20 protein-coding genes are annotated in these 16,741 nt (G+C 37.5%); all 20 read left to right on the top strand.

The window, feature by feature from the left end; translation table 11 throughout:
• Positions 1–21: 21 nt before the first annotated feature.
• Positions 22–1,032, top strand: coding sequence for a flagellar motor switch protein FliG (gene fliG, locus MOC86_RS07720; RefSeq protein WP_419146614.1), 1,011 nt, complete (start codon positions 22–24; stop codon positions 1,030–1,032).
• Entirely contained in the window at positions 1,025–1,801 is a 777-nt protein-coding gene (gene fliH / locus MOC86_RS07715) for a flagellar assembly protein FliH (protein ID WP_268583600.1), read from the top strand. The genes fliG and fliH overlap by 8 nt, the downstream gene beginning before the upstream one ends.
• Positions 1,798–3,099, top strand: coding sequence for a flagellar protein export ATPase FliI (gene fliI, locus MOC86_RS07710; protein ID WP_268583599.1), 1,302 nt, complete (start codon positions 1,798–1,800; stop codon positions 3,097–3,099). Before fliH ends, fliI begins: the two co-directional genes overlap by 4 nt.
• A gap of 14 nt (positions 3,100–3,113) precedes the next feature.
• Positions 3,114–3,560, top strand: coding sequence for a flagellar export protein FliJ (fliJ, locus tag MOC86_RS07705; protein WP_268583598.1), 447 nt, complete (start codon positions 3,114–3,116; stop codon positions 3,558–3,560).
• A gap of 10 nt (positions 3,561–3,570) precedes the next feature.
• Positions 3,571–4,164: a MotE family protein gene (locus MOC86_RS07700; RefSeq protein WP_268583597.1), complete on the top strand. Its 594-nt coding sequence runs from the start codon at positions 3,571–3,573 to the stop codon at positions 4,162–4,164.
• A gap of 12 nt (positions 4,165–4,176) precedes the next feature.
• Entirely contained in the window at positions 4,177–5,403 is a 1,227-nt protein-coding gene (locus MOC86_RS07695; protein ID WP_268583596.1) for a flagellar hook-length control protein FliK, read from the top strand.
• Complete coding sequence (locus MOC86_RS07690) at positions 5,404–6,030, top strand: flagellar hook capping FlgD N-terminal domain-containing protein (protein WP_268583595.1); 627 nt, start codon at positions 5,404–5,406, stop codon at positions 6,028–6,030.
• A 21-nt stretch (positions 6,031–6,051) separates the two neighbouring features.
• Entirely contained in the window at positions 6,052–6,855 is an 804-nt protein-coding gene (gene flgG, locus MOC86_RS07685; RefSeq protein ID WP_268583594.1) for a flagellar basal body rod protein FlgG, read from the top strand.
• Positions 6,856–6,879: 24 nt separating this feature from the next.
• A complete protein-coding gene (locus MOC86_RS07680) occupies positions 6,880–7,095 on the top strand; it encodes a flagellar FlbD family protein (RefSeq protein WP_268583593.1) in 216 nt (71 codons plus the stop codon).
• The gene (gene fliL, locus MOC86_RS07675) at positions 7,095–7,520 is read left to right on the top strand and encodes a flagellar basal body-associated protein FliL (RefSeq protein WP_268583592.1); all 426 of its coding nucleotides are present in this window, start codon (positions 7,095–7,097) and stop codon (positions 7,518–7,520) included. Before MOC86_RS07680 ends, fliL begins: the two co-directional genes overlap by 1 nt.
• A 32-nt stretch (positions 7,521–7,552) precedes the next feature.
• Positions 7,553–8,551 carry a flagellar motor switch protein FliM gene (gene fliM, locus MOC86_RS07670; protein ID WP_268583591.1) on the top strand — a complete coding sequence of 333 codons (999 nt, stop codon included), beginning with the start codon at positions 7,553–7,555 and terminating at the stop codon, positions 8,549–8,551.
• Entirely contained in the window at positions 8,541–9,707 is a 1,167-nt protein-coding gene (gene fliY, locus MOC86_RS07665) for a flagellar motor switch phosphatase FliY (protein WP_268583590.1), read from the top strand. The genes fliM and fliY overlap by 11 nt, the downstream gene beginning before the upstream one ends.
• 30 nt (positions 9,708–9,737) lie before the next feature.
• A complete protein-coding gene (locus tag MOC86_RS07660) occupies positions 9,738–10,100 on the top strand; it encodes a response regulator (RefSeq protein WP_061801711.1) in 363 nt (120 codons plus the stop codon).
• Positions 10,101–10,169: 69 nt separating this feature from the next.
• Positions 10,170–10,790: a flagellar biosynthetic protein FliO gene (locus MOC86_RS07655; RefSeq protein ID WP_268583644.1), complete on the top strand. Its 621-nt coding sequence runs from the start codon at positions 10,170–10,172 to the stop codon at positions 10,788–10,790.
• On the top strand, positions 10,783–11,451 hold the full coding sequence (gene fliP / locus MOC86_RS07650; protein ID WP_268583589.1) for a flagellar type III secretion system pore protein FliP: 669 nt from the start codon (positions 10,783–10,785) through the stop codon (positions 11,449–11,451). The genes MOC86_RS07655 and fliP overlap by 8 nt, the downstream gene beginning before the upstream one ends.
• 9 nt (positions 11,452–11,460) lie before the next feature.
• Positions 11,461–11,730: a flagellar biosynthesis protein FliQ gene (fliQ, locus tag MOC86_RS07645; RefSeq protein ID WP_019391829.1), complete on the top strand. Its 270-nt coding sequence runs from the start codon at positions 11,461–11,463 to the stop codon at positions 11,728–11,730.
• 5 nt (positions 11,731–11,735) lie between these two features.
• A complete protein-coding gene (gene fliR / locus MOC86_RS07640) occupies positions 11,736–12,512 on the top strand; it encodes a flagellar biosynthetic protein FliR (protein WP_268583588.1) in 777 nt (258 codons plus the stop codon).
• A complete protein-coding gene (gene flhB / locus MOC86_RS07635; RefSeq protein ID WP_268583587.1) occupies positions 12,512–13,588 on the top strand; it encodes a flagellar biosynthesis protein FlhB in 1,077 nt (358 codons plus the stop codon). The genes fliR and flhB overlap by 1 nt, the downstream gene beginning before the upstream one ends.
• 29 nt (positions 13,589–13,617) lie before the next feature.
• Complete coding sequence (gene flhA / locus MOC86_RS07630) at positions 13,618–15,654, top strand: flagellar biosynthesis protein FlhA (RefSeq protein ID WP_268583586.1); 2,037 nt, start codon at positions 13,618–13,620, stop codon at positions 15,652–15,654.
• Positions 15,654–16,739 carry a flagellar biosynthesis protein FlhF gene (gene flhF / locus MOC86_RS07625; protein WP_268583585.1) on the top strand — a complete coding sequence of 362 codons (1,086 nt, stop codon included), beginning with the start codon at positions 15,654–15,656 and terminating at the stop codon, positions 16,737–16,739. The genes flhA and flhF overlap by 1 nt, the downstream gene beginning before the upstream one ends.
• Positions 16,740–16,741: the final 2 nt, after the last annotated feature.

The raw sequence follows: 16,741 nt of genomic DNA, 5'->3' as shown, positions 1-16,741 counted from the left end.
GAGGAAGACATTGTGGCAAGAGTGGAACAAAAAGGTGCGTTAACAGGAAAGCAGAAGGCAGCCATCCTTTTAATTACGCTTGGACCAGACGTTTCAGCATCGATTTATAAACATTTAACAGAAGAAGAGATTGAAAGTTTAACATTAGAAATCTCAGCTCTTAAAAAAGTAAATTTAGAAACAAAAAATAAAGTGTTAGAAGAATTTGAACGTCTAGCTGTTGCTCAAGACTATATTTCTCAAGGTGGAATTGGCTATGCCAAAACCGTTCTTGAGAAGGCACTTGGAGCAGATCAAGCCGCGCTTATTATTAAGCGTTTGACATCGTCTCTACAAGTCCGCCCATTTGATTTTGCTCGTAAAGCAAATCCAACTCAAATCTTTAATTTTATCCAAAATGAACATCCGCAAACAATTGCCCTTGTTCTTTCTTACTTGGAGCCATCACAAGCAGGCCAGATTTTATCTTTACTTCCGCAAGAACAGCAGGCAGATATTGCAAGAAGAATGGCTGTTATGGATAGCACATCACCTGAGGTTATTAATGAAGTTGAGAAAGTCCTCGAAAGAAAGCTTTCTACAACAGTTACTCAAGATTATACACAAACAGGCGGTGTTGAAGCTGTTGTGGAAGTGCTCAATGGTGTTGATCGTTCAACAGAGAGAACAATTTTAGATACGCTTGAAATTCAAGATCCAGAACTTGCAGAAGAAATTAAAAAACGTATGTTTGTTTTCGAAGATATCGTCATTTTGGACAACAGAGCAATTCAACGTATTATTCGAGAAGTTGGTAACGAAGACTTGCTTCTTAGCTTAAAAGTATCAAGTGATGAAGTAAAAGAAGTTGTTTACCGAAATATGTCACAGCGTATGGTTGCTACTTTTAAAGAAGAAATGGAATTCATGGGACCTGTTCGATTAAAAGACGTAGAAGAAGCACAATCAAGAATTGTAGGAGTTATTCGTCAGCTCGAAGAATCAGAAGAAATTGTGATTGCGCGTGGCGGAGGGGATGATATGATTGTCTAATATTATTAAAAAACATCATGGATTCCAACATGCTCAAGATGGAAAAAAGATAGGGATACAGCCTGTTCAATTCAAAATTGAAACAGTAGAAGAATGCGAAGTTCAAAAGCAGCGAATGCGAGAGCAAGCTGAAAGTGAAGTTCAGCAAGCTCAAACAGAGGCGGAAAGAATACGTTTTAGAGCACAAAAACTGCTTCAAGAAGCAGAAAAAACGGTTGAAGAAAAGCGTAAAGAATGGCAATTAGAATATGAACAGCTTTCGGAAAGAGCAAAGCAAGAAGGTTTTGAAAAAGGTTTTTTTCAAGGAAAACAGGAAGCTGAAAATCAATATAAAGAGCTTCTAAAGGAAGCGGAAGCAACGATTCACCATGTTCAAGACTCTTATTATCAGTATATTGAACAATCAGAGATGGTGATTTTAGAGCTTGGGATGAAGGTTGCGAAAAAGATTTTGAATATTGAACTTGAGGAAAATGAAGAGAAGTATATTCATGTTGTTCAAAAAGCAGTTAAAGAAGTTCGTGATCATAAGAATATTCATATATACATCTCGCCAAAATACTATACGCTTGTCTCTCAGCGAAAAGAGGAGCTTAGCCTGCTTTTAAGCTCTGATACTTCCTTGTTCTTTTATCCAAGTGAGGATCTTGGTGAAACAGATTGTATGATTGAATCTTCATTTGGAAAAGTAAATGCAAGCATCGACAGCCAGCTTGCTGAAATTAAGAAAAGCCTCGTCGAAATGATAAAGGATGAGGAAACGATATGAAAGTAAAAGAAATTTTAGATAGGATAGAAGACATTTCTTCATTCAAACGATACGGGAAAGTTACGAGAGTAGTAGGGTTAATGATTGAAGCAAGAGGGCCAAGCACTTCTATTGGAGACATATGCTACATCCACTTGCGCAATGGAGCAGCACATATTAAAGCAGAAGTAGTAGGTTTCAAAGAAGAGTTTGTTATTCTTATGCCTTACAAAGATGTACGCGATATTTCGCCAGGCTGTATTGTTGAAACAACATCAAAGCCACTCCAAATCAAAGTTGGAGAAGCTCTTATTGGACGTGTGTTAGATCCGCTTGGTCAGCCGTTAAATGGTGAAGAACTTCCAAAAGGTCTTTTCAACGTTTCAGCTGAAGAAGATCCACCAAATCCGCTTGAGCGTCCAACAATTCGTGAACCAATTGAAGTTGGAGTTAAAACAATTGATACGCTATTAACTGTTGGAAACGGTCAGCGGCTAGGAATTTTTGCGGGAAGCGGAGTTGGAAAAAGTACCCTTATGGGAATGATTGCCCGAAATACAAACGCAGATTTAAACGTCATAGCGTTAATTGGTGAACGAGGTCGAGAAGTTCGCGAATTTATTGAACATGATTTAGGTGAAGAAGGATTAAAAAATTCCATCGTCATTGTTGCAACATCAGATCAACCTTCCCTAATGCGTATTAAAGGAGCTTATACAGCAACATCTATTGCAGAATATTTTAGAAATCAAGGAAAGAACGTTATGTTTATGATGGACTCTGTAACTCGTGTTGCAATGGCACAGCGTGAGATTGGGCTTGCGGTTGGTGAGCCTCCAACAACAAAAGGTTATACTCCCTCTGTGTTTGCTACTCTTCCAAGACTTTTAGAGAGAACAGGAAGAAACAAAAGGGGATCTATTACAGCTTTTTATACAGTTCTTGTTGATGGGGATGACATGAACGAGCCTATTGCTGATACAGTAAGAGGAATTGTAGACGGTCATATCGTGCTTGATCGAGCTCTTGCAAATAAAGGCCAGTATCCAGCTATCAATGTTTTAAAAAGTATAAGTCGGGTGATGAGCAGCATCGTTACCGAAGAACATAAAGAGAAAGCAAATCGATTAAGAGATCTTCTCTCAACATATTTAGAGGCGGAAGACTTAATAAATATAGGGGCGTACAAAAGAGGATCTTCTCAGAAAATCGATGAATCAATGACTTTATATCCTGAAATTATTAGTTTCTTAAAACAAGGAACAGATGAAAAAATACGTTTAGAAGAAAGCATTGAAGAGCTGAACAACCTAGTATAAAAGGAATGAAAAATGTGAGTTTTCAGTTTAAATTTTCTAAAGTTATGGCAATTAAACAATCTGAAAAAAATCGGATGCTGAATGAATACAATGAAGCTGTCAGGCAGTTTGAAGAAGTTGGTCAGCGTCTTTATCAATGTTTGAAACATAAAGAGAATTTTATTGATGAATATAATGAAGAAATGAGCATAGGTGTTTCTGTCGAGAAGTTAAAACAGTCTCAAAACTATATGGATTATTTAGAACGTGAAATTGAAGTTCTTCAACAAAAGATGAACATCGCTCGACAGACATTGAGAATTAAAGAAGTTAAGCTACGTGAGAAAAACATCGAAGTGAAGAAGTACGAAAAGATGGAAACAAAAGCGCTTATCCATTATCAAAACCTCCAACGAGAGAGCGAAGCAAAACAAATGGATGAAGTATCTATTCAGCAATACTTATTGAAAGGAATTAGGTGAGGGAAAGCTTATGAAAAAACAAAAGGCGGAGACAGAAAAAGAGCCAAAGCGTAAGAAAGGGCCTCTCCTTTTTATTATTTTCTTACTCTTTCTTCTTATTATAGGTAGAGCAGGATACTTTCTGTTAAGCGCTAGTGGAGTTGATGTTAAAGAAAAAGTATTCTCAGCCCTTCCTTTCTTAGATGAAGAAAGCGACCAAGAGGCATCATCTCAGTCCACGAACTCATCTGGCACGCAAAATCTAGAAATGGAAGTATTGCAAAAAAAGATAAAAGAGAAAGATCTTGAAATTGAAAATCTTCAAGTGAAGCTTGAGCGTGCAAAAGCAGAAATGCCAACTGAGGAAAATAGTGAAGAAACGGAAGCAAGCACAGGGGAAGAGGAAGGCTCTCAAACAGCGGAGATGAAGAACCTTGTTCGTTCATATGAATCGATGTCACCTAAAAATGCGGCCCTTATTATAAGTGAATTGAAAGAAGATCAAGCTCTAGATTTACTAGGACAACTAAAAACAGAAGCGCTCGCAAACATTTTGGCAAAAATGGAGCCTGACGTGGCTGCTAAGTATACTGAACTTTTGGCAGAAGAAGCGAACGTTCAATAAGGAGAAAAAGGAATGAAACTTACTACATCCGAAATAGTACAACTACATTCTTTAAAAACATCTCTTGAAAAAGAGCAGAAGATGGCTTCTCCTCTTTTTCAAGGTTTGCTTCTTCAAGCAGGTATAGAACAGGAACAACAAAGTCAACAGATAGAAGAAAAGGAAAGCATAAATGATGATAATATAGCGGCATCAGAAGATTTAATAAGTCTTCTTTTTTATCAACATATAACGTCAGAGTCCTCGGAAGATAATCCCTTGGAATCAAGGGTGCAAAAACTTGAGAAAATCTTCACAGAGAAGAGTGGGTTAGATAATCTCTTTCCTATTGATGAAAAGGGAACAGGAAAAGAGATTCAAGAAATGCTACAGATTGTTCAAATACTTCAAAAAGAATTAATTCAGGGAAACGCTCATGATGCTGAATTGGTTTTTTTAATGCAAAAAAGCCCTTTATTTGCAGATATGAAGGAGACATTAACAAACGATGAAATGAGAGCTTTAAAAGTTTTTTCAAAGCTGTTAGAGGTCGTTCCAACAAACGTGAAAGATGAGATTTTAAAGGGATCATCTAAACTACCTTCAAGAGAAGAATTAGAGCGCATGCTTTCTCATATTGATCAGAAATTAACTACTCTTTCTCAGAGGAAAGAGTTCTCTTCTCCGTTTGCTTCTTTTCCTTTTCCCTCCTTTAAAAGAGGAGAAGAAGGAAAGGGAATGTTAGATACTCAACATAACTTTTTGTCTACTATTCCAAGTGGGACAATGAGTAAAGTCCACCAGCTTGTTTTTTATATTGGCAATAACGGTTCTTCACAGGAAGATGGGCTTGTACGGCAGCTTCAGCAAGCTTTTCAGCGTAGTTCTCTCTTTGTTCATGGAAATCAAACAAAGCTTCTCATTAAGCTTCATCCACAAGAGCTTGGTACTATAACGGTTCAGCTTGTAAAACAACAGAATAAGCTCACTGCTACAATTGTAACAAGTACATCAGCTACAAAGGAGATGCTTGAACATCATCTTCATCATTTGAAAAGTGCTCTAACCCATCAAGGCGTACAGGTTGAAAAAATGGAAGTGCTTCAACAGTTTTCAGCCGCTGAGGGTTCAGATGCTGAGTTAAAAAGAGATTCTCCTGATGAAGAAGAAAAACAAAAAGAACAACAATCAAAAGAGCAAAAAGAAGAGAATCGCTTTGAAGATATTTTAAAAGAGCTTGAAATGATAGAAGAAATGTAGGTGCTAAAAGTGGAAATTAATAATCGCTTTTCTTACGAAACAATGCAAGCTGAGAAGCGGAAAACGTCTTCTTCAGGAAGCGAACTTGGAAAAGATGATTTTCTAAATATTTTAATGACTCAACTTCAGAACCAAGATCCATCAAATCCTGTTGATGATAAGGAATTTATTGCTCAATTGGCGACTTTTTCGACGCTTGAACAAATCACAAATTTGAATACAACGGTTCAAAGTTTTATTGAAGAACAAAAACCGAACACACTTTTACAACTGCAGAGTTTAATAGATCAAAAGGTGACCTGGAGCTCAACAGAAGAGAATGGTCAAACAAAAAAAGAGCAAACAGGCATCATTAAAAGTGTTTATATGGATGATAATCAAATGATGTTTGAAACAACTGAAGGATTAAAAGGGAACACAGCGGACCTTGATAAAATAGGGGTGCAAAATGCTGATGTTTTAGGAAATGCAAGCAATCTTATTGGACGAACAATAGGATGGCAGGAAGATGGGTCTGAAAAAGAGGCTGCTGTTACAGCGGTTTCTTTAAAAAATGGAATTCTTCTTTTTGAAATGGAGAATGGAAATACGATTAAACAAAGTCAAATTACAAGAGTTTTATCATAAAAGTTTAGGAGGAGAATGTATATGTTACGTTCGATGTATTCTGGGATTAGTGGAATGAAAAACTTTCAAACAAAGCTTGATGTGATTGGAAATAACGTTGCTAATGTAAACACGGCTGGATTCAAAAAAGGAAGAGTTCTTTTTAAAGATATGATAAGTCAGCAAGTTGGAAGCGCAAATGCTCCAACGAACCAAAATGGTGTGAATTTAGGCGGGATAAATGCAAAACAAATTGGCTTAGGTTCACAAATTCAGTCTATTGATACTCTTCATACAGAAGGAAGTACACAGTCAACAGGTCGAACGCTTGATTTGTCTATTGCCGGAGATGGATATTTCCGAGTTCAATCAGGAAGCGGTGAAGAATTTTATACAAGAGCAGGCAACTTTTATGTAGATGCTAGTGGTGCCCTTGTTAACGGAAACGGCTATAGAGTTTTAAATACGAATAACCAAGCCATTACGATTGGAACAAATGCTGAAGATATCGCTATTGATACTTCAGGAAGAATCAATGTGAAAGTAAATGGTAACTGGAACGTTGTATCAACACTCGGACTTACTCGTTTTTCTAACCCAGAAGGATTAGAGAAAGCAGGAGGTTCATTATTCCAATCTTCTGCGAACTCAGGAACACCTTTGAATGGTACACCTGGCGCGGATGGATATGGTGAAGTAATGTCAGGAAGTCTTGAAATGTCAAATGTTGACTTATCAGAGGAATTTACAGATATGATTGTAGCTCAGCGCGGTTTTCAAGCTAATACAAAAGTAATTACAACATCTGATGAAGTATTGCAAGAGCTATTAAACCTTAAACGATAGAATCATAGGAGTTGAGCATTTAGAATGATTATGCTGACGCGTCTAAATGGCAAAGAATTTACTTTGAATGCTTTATATATTGAACAGGTGGAAGCATTTCCAGATACAACGATTACGTTAACAAATGGGAAGAAGTTTGTTGTAAGAGAAACGGTCGAATCTGTTTCCACTAAGGTGAGCGCTTTTTACGGAGAAGTTCATATTTTAGGTAAAAAGAATGTGCAGGGAGAAGAAGATTGATGGGTAAAAAAGTGAGAATCATAACGATTATTATTTTTCTTTTACTGCTTGCTGGAGGCAGTACTTGGTTTTTCCTGTTTAAAAAAGAAGGAAAAGCAGAAGAAGTAAAAGAGCCATCTATTGATGAAGTTGTGGAGGCTTCTATAAATATTGATGACGTTACAACGAACTTATCAAGTGGAAATTATGTAAAGATGTCATTTACTCTTCAAACGAACAGTAAGGAAGCAAAAGAAGAGCTAACAAAACGAGAATTTCAAGTGAGAGATCTTATGATTAAACAGCTTTCAAATATGAAAGTAGAACAATTTCAAGGAAAAGAAGGGATTTCTTCACTTGAACAGATATTGAAAGAAGAAATTAATAGTTTGATGCAAGAAGGAAAAGTTGTAAAAATTTATACAACCTCCAAAATAATACAATAAATGACAAAGCGTCTTAAGGAGGTGCGTATAGCTTGTCAAATGAAGTATTATCTCAAAGTGAAATAGATGCCCTACTTTCAGCCATTTCAGCTGGTGAGATGGATGCAGAACAACTTCGCAAAGAAGATCGTGCTAAAAGAGTAAAAATATATGATTTCAAACGAGCGCTTCGCTTTTCAAAAGATCAAATTCGAAGCTTAACGCGCATTCACGAAAATTTTGCTCGCCTTTTAACAACGCATCTTTCAGCACAGCTACGTACATATGTACAAATTTCAGTAGCATCTGTTGATCAAATTCCATATGAAGAATTTATACGGTCAATCCCTAATATGACATTTTTGAACATTATTGAAGTTCCTCCTCTTGCTGGGAGAGTACTTTTTGAATTAAATCCACAGGTTGCCTATGCAATGCTTGATAGACGTTTAGGTGGGACAGGCTCTAGTGTAAACAAAGTTGACACACTAACAGAAATTGAAACAAAGTTAATTACAGATCTTGTAGAGAAATCGCTAGATTCATTTGAAGAAGCTTGGAGCAGCGTTGCTAAAATGAAACCACAGCTTTCTGACTTTGAAGTAAACCCTCAATTCCTTCAAATGGTTTCGCCAAATGAAACAGTTGTCGTTGTTTCGCTTACAACTCAAATTGGGGATGTAAAGGGAATGATTAACATTTGTTTACCACACGTTGTACTTGAACCTATCGTCTCAAAGCTTTCCATGCACTATTGGATGCAGTCAACGAAAAAAGAGCCGACCTCTGAAGAAACAGAACTTCTAAAAAAACGTGTGTATAGCGCAGAGCTTCCTATTGTAGCAGAGCTCGGTCAAGCGAAAATTACAATTGAAGACTTTTTATCACTTGGAAATGAAGATGTGATTTGTTTGGATCAATCGATTGGTCAACCGTTAACAATTAAAGTAAATCATATACCTAAATTTAAAGCACAGCCAGGGAAAATGGGACGTAAAATGGCTGTACAAATCTTAGAAAAAGTGACGGGAGGGGAAAGCGATGAACAATGACAACATGCTTTCACAAGATGAAATAGATGCTCTCCTTCAGGGAAGTGACGATGACTATGAGAGCTTAGAGCAGGAAAACGTTGATCAGCTCTTAACAGAAGAAGAACGCGATATTTTAGGTGAAATCGGAAATATCTCTTTTGGGAGCTCTGCCACCACTTTGTCTACTTTATTAAATCAAAAAGTAGAGATTACAACCCCTGGTATTTCCCTTATATACCATCATGATTTAGCAAGAGAATTTCCGTATCCTTGTGTTGCTCTTCAAGTAGAGTATGTAAACGGATTAAGCGGAGTGAACTTATTTATTATTTCCCAGAAGGATGCCACAATTATTGCTGATCTTATGCTTGGAGGAACAGGGAAAGATGCTGCACCTGAGCTAAACGATATCCAGACAAGTGCTGTCGAAGAAGCAATGAATCAGATGATGGGAACATCTGCGACATCTATGTCAAAAGTATTTCAGAAAAAGGTAGATATTTCTCCTCCAAGTCTAGAGCTATTAAATATCATTGAAGGAGAAGGTACAAAAGTCGTACCACCAGAAGAAACGCTTGTAAAAGTGGCCTTCAAACTGAAAATTGGCGAGCTTATGGACTCAGACATTATGCAGCTTATGCCTCTTCGTGTTGCGAAGCAAATGGTAGGCAGTTTAACTCATCGAGATGTAGCACGTAAAAATGATTCAAATGAACCGATAAAAGTAACAGAAGAAAAAATGGCAGAGGAACAGAAAATGATGAAGGATGAAAAACAATACTTTGATTATGAGCAAGACCGTTCGATGAATACAGAAAAGCAAGATACTCCTTACGAGTCTCGTCCTTCTCAAACAGATGTTCAGCAGGCTACTTTTTCTGAATTTGAGCCATCTCCAATTCAAAAAGCGGATACGAAAAACTTAGATATGTTATTGGATGTTCCTTTAGATGTAACAGTTGAGCTTGGAAGAACAAGAAGGTCTGTTAGAGAAATTTTAACTCTTTCATCAGGATCTATTATTGAGCTTGATAAATTAGCAGGTGAGCCTGTTGATATATTAGTAAATAACAAGCTTGTAGCTCAAGGAGAAGTTGTCGTTATTGATGAAAACTTTGGGGTGCGTGTTACAGATATCGTAAGTCAACGAGATCGTTTAAACAAATTAAGATAAGAAAGTAAGATTGATGAGGGGGGCAAGGGAATGTCAAAGCGGATTTTAGTTGTTGACGATGCTGCGTTTATGAGAATGATGATTAAAGATATTTTAACGAAGAATGGCTACGAAGTTGTAGCTGAAGCTGCAGATGGACTGCAGGCTATTGAACAATATAAAGAGCATAAACCAGATCTTGTAACAATGGATATTACAATGCCTGAAATGGACGGCATTCACTCACTGAAGGAAATTAAGAAGGTGAATCCAAATGCCAAGGTAATTATGTGCTCAGCAATGGGACAGCAAGCGATGGTTATCGATGCTATCCAAGCTGGTGCAAAGGACTTTATTGTTAAACCATTTCAAGCAGATCGAGTTATTGAAGCAATTTCTAAAACATTAGGATAAGATATGGAGCCAAGGTGTTCTCTACACCTTGGCTATGAAATTTCATAGAAGAGGTGGCTTTTGTTGAAAGTGTTAAAAACGATAGCTGATATTATTTGCGTGTTGTTTTTATTATCTCCATCCATAGCATTTGCAGCCAGCGAGCCATCTGTTAGTGATTGTCTAGAAAACAAGGAAAAGTGTGGGGGAACGGCTCAAACAACCAAAGATTCTAAAAATCAAAGTGAGAGCGCACATAATTTTGTGTCCGCTTGGGACTACGTCCAAGTAGTAATAGCTTTTATTTTTGTTATTGCCCTTTTATATGGAGTTTTAAAATTTGTAAACAAGCGGAATCATGGACTTCAAGCACATAAACTTGTTCAAAATTTAGGTGGAACAAACTTAGGAAACAATCGCTCTGTACAGGTGGTCAAAGTAGGAGAAAGAGTACTTGTGGTAGGAGTGGGACAAAACGTTGAACTTTTAACACAAATTACGGATAACGAAGAAAGAGAAAAGCTTTTACGCGAATACAATGAGCTTGGAAGTAGCGAAACATATAAAACGCTTCTTCCTACTTTTTTGGAAAAACGCAAAAGAACACAAAAGGATTTTAAGACTGAATTTCAATCTCGTTTACAAGAAATGAAAAATGAAAGATCAGAGCTTTTAAATAAGATGGAAAGGAAAAACGGCGACGATGAATGAGTTTGTAAATCTTTTCAATACGACAGACACAGAATCTGTATCAACAACAATAAAACTGCTTTTGTTGCTGACCGTTTTTTCTTTAGCACCAGGCATTTTAATTTTAATGACATGCTTTACAAGAGTTGTTGTTGTACTCGCTTTTTTAAGAACAGCACTTGGAACTCAGCAAACACCTCCAACGCAAGTACTTATTGGGCTCGCTTTATTCATTAGCTTTTTTGTCATGGCACCAACGTTTTCAGAAGTGAATAAAGAAGCGCTACAGCCGTTATTTAACAACGAAATTAGTTTAGATGAGGCTTATGATAAAGCAGCACTGCCTATAAAGGAATTTATGACCAAGTACACAAGGGAGAAAGATCTTGCTCTTTTTTTAAACTATGAAGGAGCAGAAAAGCCTGAGTCAATGGAAGAAATCCCAATGCGTGCTCTTGTGCCTGCTTTTGCGATTAGCGAATTGAAGACGGCTTTTCAAATTGGTTTTATGATTTTTGTCCCGTTTTTAGTTATCGATATGATTGTCTCAAGCATTTTGATGTCAATGGGGATGATGATGCTTCCGCCTGTCATGATTTCTTTACCATTTAAAATTTTACTTTTTGTTCTTGTAGATGGTTGGAACCTTGTTATTAAATCCTTACTCTTAAGTTTTCAATAGGTGGTTACTATGAATAGTGAATTTATTATCTCGTTAGCAGAGCGTGGAATATGGACCATTCTTCTTGTAAGTGGACCATTGCTTTTACTCGCGCTCGTTGTTGGTTTGCTTGTTAGTATTTTTCAAGCAACAACTCAAATTCAAGAACAGACACTCGCTTTTATTCCCAAAATTGTGGCCGTGTTCCTTGGGATGATTTTATTTGGGCCATGGATGCTGTCTACAATGGTTGAGTTTACATATCAACTTTTCAGTAACTTGCATCATTATATAGGGTGATTGAAATGGACCATTTACTTTCTATTCTCCCAACTTTTTTACTAGTGCTTGTTCGCATATCAACGTTCTTTATTGTGGCTCCATTTTTCTCTTATAGGACGATTCCTTCGTCGCACAAAATAGGATTTTCAGCTTTGCTAGCTATTGTATTAACAAGCGCTATCGGAGCTGAAGCTATTCCAATTGACGGGCGATTTTTGTTCTTGAGTCTAAAGGAATGCATTGTTGGCATTAGCCTTGGTCTTATTGCTTATATTGCTTTTAGCGCTATTCAAACAGCAGGAAGTTTTATTGATTTCCAAATGGGCTTTGCAATTGCTAGTGTTATTGACCCTCAGACAGGAGCTCAAAGTCCGATTGTTGGACAATACTTATCTATTTTTGCCATGTTATTTTTATTATCGGTTGATGGTCATCATTTATTAATTAATGGTCTTTATGAAAGTTTTCAGCTTGTCCCGCTTAGTCAACTATCACTTCACTTTGGAGAAGAGTCGTTTATTAAGACTGTCATTTATGGGTTTTCGTCTATGTTCGCTATTGCCCTTCAGTTATCGCTTCCGATTGTAGCTGCACTCTTCCTTGTTGATGTTGCTTTAGGGATAGTAGCCCGTACAGTACCACAGCTGAACATTTTTGTTGTTGGATTTCCTGTAAAGATTATGGTTACGTTTTTACTCTTAATTATCGTCATTGGCAGCTTGTTTTCCGTTATGAAGGAAGTGTTTGATTTAATGCTTGAAGTAATGATGCAGCTCGCAGCTCGCCTAGGAGGGGAATAATGTTAAAGCTTGATCTCCAGTTTTTTGCGGGAGAAAAGACGGAAAAAGCAACTCCAAAGAAAAGGCAAGATTCAAGAAAAAAAGGACAAGTAGCCAAAAGTCAGGATATCAATGCAGCCCTTGTTTTCTTGTTTTTATTTCTTTATTTTTCGTTTGGAGCCAAGTTTATGCTAGAACAGTTTTTAGATATTTTAGCAGAAGGATTCTCGCATAATCTGCTCTTCGATATTACAGAGCAAAACATCATGAAAGTATTTATGGACCTTCTTCCTAAAATCGCATTCGCCGTTCTTCCTATTATGGCAGTGGCTCTTATTGGCGGGATTTTGACAAACTATGCTCAAATAGGACTTTTGTTCTCTACTGAAACATTAAAATTTGATCTAAAAAAAATCAATCCCATTACGGGCGCTAAGCGAATTTTTGCAATGCGTGCCCTTGTGGAACTTTTTAAGTCTGTATTAAAAATTTCATGCATTGGGCTTGTCACTTTTTTTATTTTATGGGCGAACTTAAAAGAAGTTCTTCTGTTAGCACAAAAAGGTGTTCAAGATGCTATGCCGACAATTGGAAAACTTATTTTTCAAATGGGGATTGCAGCGTCACTTGTGCTGCTTTTTATTGCGATTTTGGATTATGCTTATCAGCGCTACGACTATGAAAAAAACATTCGAATGTCAAAGCAAGATATTAAAGACGAGCATAAAAACACGGAAGGAGACCCGCAGATTCGTTCAAAAATTAAGCAGAAACAGCGGGCAATGGCAATGTCACGTATGATGCAAGATGTACCTACAGCAGATGTTATTATTACAAATCCAACACACTATGCTGTTGCTCTAAAATACGATGAACAAAGAGCAGATGCGCCTTACGTTGTGGCAAGCGGAGTTGATTTTGTTGCTCAAAAGATCAAAGGAGTTGCCACACAACATGATATTACAATGATTGAAAATCGACTGCTTGCCAGAGGGCTGTATGAGCAAGCTGAAGTAGGACAAGCCATTCCTGAAGAATTTTTTAAAGCAGTGGCTGAGATTTTAGCTTATGTATACCGGATTCAAAAAAAGATTTAGTATTCTAAACAAAGGAGGAAAGAAAAAACGTGACAGCAAGAGATCTACCAATTATATTAGGCGTTGTTTTAATTATCGTTATGCTCGTTATTCCGCTTCCAACGTGGTTGTTGAGTGTCCTGATCATGGTCAACATTTCCCTTTCACTTCTTGTTCTCCTTATGGCGATGAATATGAGAGAGGCATTAGAAATGTCCGTGTTTCCGTCACTTCTTCTTGTATTAACGCTTTTTCGCTTAGGGTTAAACGTTTCGACAACTCGTTCTATTTTAGGTCAAGGGGAAGCTGGGGGAGTAGTTGAAACGTTTGGGAACTTTGTTGTAGGGGGAAACCCTCTTGTTGGATTTGTTGTTTTTATCATCTTAATTATTATTCAATTTATTGTTATTACAAAAGGAGCGGAGCGTGTTTCCGAAGTAGCGGCACGTTTTACACTTGACGCGATGCCAGGGAAGCAAATGAGTATTGATGCTGACTTAAATGCTGGTATGATTTCGGAGCGTGAAGCCGTTGAGCGCCGCGAAAAAATTCAGCGTGAAGCAGATTTTTATGGAGCAATGGATGGAGGAAGTAAGTTTGTAAAAGGGGACGCTATTGCAGGAGTGATTATTACAATCATTAATATTGTCGTTGGAATGATTGTGGGTATGATGCAGCTTGGCATGTCTCTTTCCGAAGCTTCGACAACGTATACGCTCTTAACGGTTGGGGACGGGCTTGTGAGTCAAATTCCTGCCTTAATGCTTTCAACAGCAACAGGAATTATCGTGACAAGAGCAGCGTCTGACGGAAACTTAAGTCAAGATATTACAAAGCAGCTTTTTAGGCTACCTCCTGTTTTGTATATTACAGGGGGAACTATTATTTTCTTAGGACTCGTTACGCCGATAAGCGATGTATTAACGCTTCCTCTCGGTGGATTGATTGCTTTTGGAGGATATATGATCTCAAAACAGCAGAGTAAGGAAGAAGAAACAGAAGATGAGCTTGCCCGTGAAGAAACGCAACTTGATGAGATGAAAAGTCCTGAAAGTGTTGTTAGCTTATTAAATGTAGATCCGATTGAGTTTGAATTTGGCTATGGGTTGATTCCTCTTGCAGATACGAACCAAGGAGGCGATCTTCTAGATCGAGTTATTATGATTAGAAGACAGCTTGCACTTGAACTTGGCCTTGTAATGCCTGTTGTTAGAATAAGAGACAACATTCAACTACAACCAAATGAGTATCGCTTGAAAATAAAGGGAAACGAGCTTGCAAAAGGGGAGCTTCTTCTTGATCATTACTTGGCAATAAGCCCTGGTGAGGAAGAGGAAGGAATCGAAGGAATTGATACAGTGGAGCCTGCATTTGGCATGAAGGCAAAATGGGTAAATGAAGAGATGAAGGAAAGAGCAGAAATGCACGGCTACACGGTCGTTGACCCTCCTTCTGTTGTGTCAACCCACATTACAGAAATCATCAGACAAAACGCTCATGAACTGCTTGGACGTCAAGAAACAAAACAGCTTATTGATCATGTGAAAGAAACATATCCAATTTTAGTTGAAGAAATTACGCCTGCAATTTTAAGTGTTGGCGATATTCAAAAAGTACTGTCTAAACTACTGAGGGAGAACGTTTCTATTCGGAACTTGCCCGTTATTTTCGAAACGCTAGCAGATTACGGGAAAACTTCCTCAGATCCAGATTTGCTTACAGAGTATGTACGTCAATCACTGTCTCGTCAAATTACTTCTCAGCATTCACAAGAGAACAATGGCCTAAAGGTGATTACTCTGTCTGGAAAAGTAGAAAAAACAATGGCAGAAGCAGTACATCAAACAGAGCATGGAAACTATTTGTCGCTTGATCCGACTGTTTCCCAAACAATTGTTCAAAATATTGCTCATGAAGTTGAACAGTTTTCACTTTACGAACATCATGCCGTTATTTTATGTTCACCAGCCGTTCGCATGTATGTGCGTCAGCTTATTGAACGCTACATTCCACAAATAGCGGTTCTATCGTATAACGAGCTTGAGCCCTCAGTTGAAGTGCAGAGTATTGGAGTGGTAAATATCTAATGAAAGTAAAAAAATATAGAGTTAAGACAATGAAAGAGGCGATGGACAGGATTCGTGGGGAACTTGGAAGAGAAGCGGTTATTTTAAATTCAAAAGCAGTGAAGACGGGCGGATTTCTCGGGCTTTTCAAAACTAAAAAGCTTGAGGTCATTGCTGCTGTTGAGAGAGGAACTCAAGCTGCTACCTCCGTAAAAAAAAGAGAAGAGAAGCCAAAACAACAAGCTGCTCCATCTCTTCAATACGAAGAGCTTTTATTAGAAATCAAGTCATTAAAAGAAGCTGTTTCGTCCTCTTCTGCGGAGAAAAAGTTTGCAAGCTACCCAGAGGCAGTTAAAGAAGTTTTCGTACATTTAGAGAATCAGGGAATACAAGAATCAATTTTAGATGAGATGACGCCATTGCTTCTTGAAAAGTATTTTCTTGGAGAAGCAAACGTAGTAAAGGAAGCAAAGCATTATATAAAAGATCTTGTGATCCCGCTTTATATCGAAAAAAAAGCTAAAAAATGTATTAATCTTGTAGGACCAACAGGAGTCGGGAAAACAACAACTCTTGCTAAACTTGCGGCAAAGTATGTTTTACAACATGGAAAAAGCGTTGCATTTATTACAACAGACACGTACAGAGTATCCGCCATATCACAACTGAAAACATATGCTGATATTTTAAATGTTCCTCTTCTTGTTTGTTATAACAAAGGAGAATTTGAAAAAGCGCTCGAAAAATTTGTTTCTTATGATTATATCATTATTGATACAGCAGGACGAAATTACAGAGATGAACAGTATGTAAAAGCATTGCAAAGCTTCATTCCCTTTCAAAATAATATGGATACCCATTTAGTTCTAGCCTTAACGGCAAAGCAAAACGATATGGAAGAGATTGTGTCTCGCTTTTCTTCATTGCCTATTCAGTCTTTTCTTTTCACAAAAAGTGATGAAACATCGTCATTAGGAGCAATTATTAATATGATGAACAAGTATAAAAAACCAGTTTACTATATAACAAATGGCCAAGATGTGCCTGATGATTTACTGTCGGTTACAGAAAATAATATTGCGAATTTTTTATTTAAGGAAGAGTGATG

The sequence above is a fragment of the Priestia endophytica genome (assembly GCF_026790145.1).
In the GTDB taxonomy this organism is placed as follows: domain Bacteria; phylum Bacillota; class Bacilli; order Bacillales; family Bacillaceae_H; genus Bacillus_I; species Bacillus_I endophytica_A.
The sequence above is the reverse complement of the archived record's forward strand: the minus strand, read 5'-3'. Positions and strand labels throughout refer to the sequence as shown.

What these genes read in the sequence shown, in the direction of transcription:
- fliR (WP_268583588.1), top strand. Translation starts at nt 11,736, where the DNA reads ATGGACCATTTACTTTCTATTCTCCCAACTTTTTTACTAGTGCTTGTT.
- flhB (WP_268583587.1), top strand. Translation starts at nt 12,512, where the DNA reads ATGTTAAAGCTTGATCTCCAGTTTTTTGCGGGAGAAAAGACGGAAAAA.
- MOC86_RS07660 (WP_061801711.1), top strand. Translation starts at nt 9,738, where the DNA reads ATGTCAAAGCGGATTTTAGTTGTTGACGATGCTGCGTTTATGAGAATG.
- fliQ (WP_019391829.1), top strand. Translation starts at nt 11,461, where the DNA reads ATGAATAGTGAATTTATTATCTCGTTAGCAGAGCGTGGAATATGGACC.
- fliL (WP_268583592.1), top strand. Translation starts at nt 7,095, where the DNA reads ATGGGTAAAAAAGTGAGAATCATAACGATTATTATTTTTCTTTTACTG.
- MOC86_RS07700 (WP_268583597.1), top strand. Translation starts at nt 3,571, where the DNA reads ATGAAAAAACAAAAGGCGGAGACAGAAAAAGAGCCAAAGCGTAAGAAA.
- flgG (WP_268583594.1), top strand. Translation starts at nt 6,052, where the DNA reads ATGTTACGTTCGATGTATTCTGGGATTAGTGGAATGAAAAACTTTCAA.
- fliY (WP_268583590.1), top strand. Translation starts at nt 8,541, where the DNA reads ATGAACAATGACAACATGCTTTCACAAGATGAAATAGATGCTCTCCTT.
- MOC86_RS07680 (WP_268583593.1), top strand. Translation starts at nt 6,880, where the DNA reads ATGATTATGCTGACGCGTCTAAATGGCAAAGAATTTACTTTGAATGCT.
- fliP (WP_268583589.1), top strand. Translation starts at nt 10,783, where the DNA reads ATGAATGAGTTTGTAAATCTTTTCAATACGACAGACACAGAATCTGTA.
- flhF (WP_268583585.1), top strand. Translation starts at nt 15,654, where the DNA reads ATGAAAGTAAAAAAATATAGAGTTAAGACAATGAAAGAGGCGATGGAC.
- fliI (WP_268583599.1), top strand. Translation starts at nt 1,798, where the DNA reads ATGAAAGTAAAAGAAATTTTAGATAGGATAGAAGACATTTCTTCATTC.
- MOC86_RS07695 (WP_268583596.1), top strand. Translation starts at nt 4,177, where the DNA reads ATGAAACTTACTACATCCGAAATAGTACAACTACATTCTTTAAAAACA.